Origin of the sequence: Enhygromyxa salina, from assembly GCF_002994635.1 — a bacterium.
GTDB classification, from domain to species: domain Bacteria; phylum Myxococcota_A; class Polyangia; order Nannocystales; family Nannocystaceae; genus Plesiocystis; species Plesiocystis salina_B.
This window is the reverse complement of the sequence record NZ_PVNL01000129.1, coordinates 1-1,374: the sequence shown is the minus strand read 5'-3', so window position 1 is coordinate 1,374 and position 1,374 is coordinate 1. Positions and strand designations below refer to the sequence as shown.

The window sequence follows — 1,374 nt, the reverse complement described above, 5'->3', positions numbered from 1 at the left end:
GGCCCCGGCCCCATGGGCCCCACCCGCACGCTCCTGAGCAAGCCAGTGATCGCCGCGATCGAAGGCTGGGCCGTCGCCGGAGGTCTAGAGCTCGCGCTGTGGTGCGACCTCCGAGTGGCCGCCCAAGACGCCCGCTTCGGCGTCCTGTGCCGACGCTGGGGCGTCCCCCTGATCGACGGCGGAACCATCCGACTCCCCCGCCTGATCGGCCACGCCCACGCCCTCGACCTGATCCTCACCGGCCGCGAAGTCCACGGCGACGAGGCCGCGTCGATGGGCCTCGCCAACCGCCTGTGCCAACCCGGCGAAGCCCTCGCCACCGCCAGGCAACTAGCCAGCCAACTCAGCGCCCTCCCGCAGACCTGCCTACGCGAAGATCGTCTCTCGTCCTACGAGCAATGGTCGATGAGCCTAGACCACGCGATCACCAACGAGTTCGAGCACGGCCAGCGCGCCCTAGCCAGCCCCGATCTACAAGCCAACCTCAAACGGTTCTGACCCAGCGAGCAAAGCAAAGCGAGCGCAGCCAGAGTGCGAACCCCGTGACCAGCGAAGCCACCCTCCCGCACAGCGAGCGAAGAGACCCAGTGGGAGTGATCAGCGAAGCCACCACCCAACTCACAGCCAGCCAAAGTGCGAACCCCCCGTGGGAGTGACCAGCGAAGCCACCACCCAACTCACAGCCACCAACGCGAGCCCGCCCGCTCACCGGAGAACAGAGCCCCCTCCTAGGGGGCCAATCACACCCCCGCGAACAGCCAGCCAAAAAGCAAGCGAGCGAAGCGAGCGCAGCCAAAGTGCGAAACCCCCCGTGGGGGTAATGACTAGATCACGTCCTCCGAGAGCGACTCGTCGCGGCGGCGGGGCGTGTGCGGCTTGCTCGGCGCGGGCGCGGGCGCGGGCCGGGGAGCAGGCGTGCTCGCGGCCTCGACCTCGGCCTCGGCCTCCGCGTCCCAGCTGCCGTTGACCCGCTCGCGTAGCTCCTTGCCGACCTTGAAAAATGGCAGGCGCTTGGGCGCGACGTGGACGACGTCACCGGTCCGAGGATTGCGGCCCTCATAGGACTTGTAGAGCCGCACCGTGAAGCTGCCGAAGCCACGGATCTCGATGCCATCGCCAGCGATCAGCGCGCTGGTCATGGAGTCGAAGATGGTGTTGACGACCATCTCTGCGCGACCCTTGGGGAGCCCCGACTCTTGGGCGACTCGCTCGATCAGCTCGGACTTGGTCACCGGTTCGTTCTCGGATCGATGGGACGCCTCAGTGGCTCTGGGTGCGTCCTCGGAGCAGCATGGTATGGCCAAAAACCGAGCGATATCAAGAAGTTTTGCGCGCGCGGCCCACTCGCTGTCGCGACCTCCCCCGCCCCCCGCG

Annotated in this window: 2 protein-coding genes; one reads left to right on the top strand and one right to left on the bottom strand. The window is 67.6% G+C overall.

What is annotated here, in order from left to right; translation table 11 throughout:
* On the top strand, positions 1-498 hold a 498-nt coding region (locus ENSA7_RS33390; protein ID WP_106093466.1), incomplete at its 5' end, for an enoyl-CoA hydratase-related protein.
* 326 nt (positions 499-824) lie between these two features.
* Here the strand turns inward: ENSA7_RS33390 and ENSA7_RS33385 are convergent.
* Positions 825-1,232, bottom strand: coding sequence for an HU family DNA-binding protein (locus ENSA7_RS33385; RefSeq protein WP_106093465.1), 408 nt, complete (start codon positions 1,230-1,232; stop codon positions 825-827).
* Between the last annotated feature and the right edge of the window lie 142 nt (positions 1,233-1,374).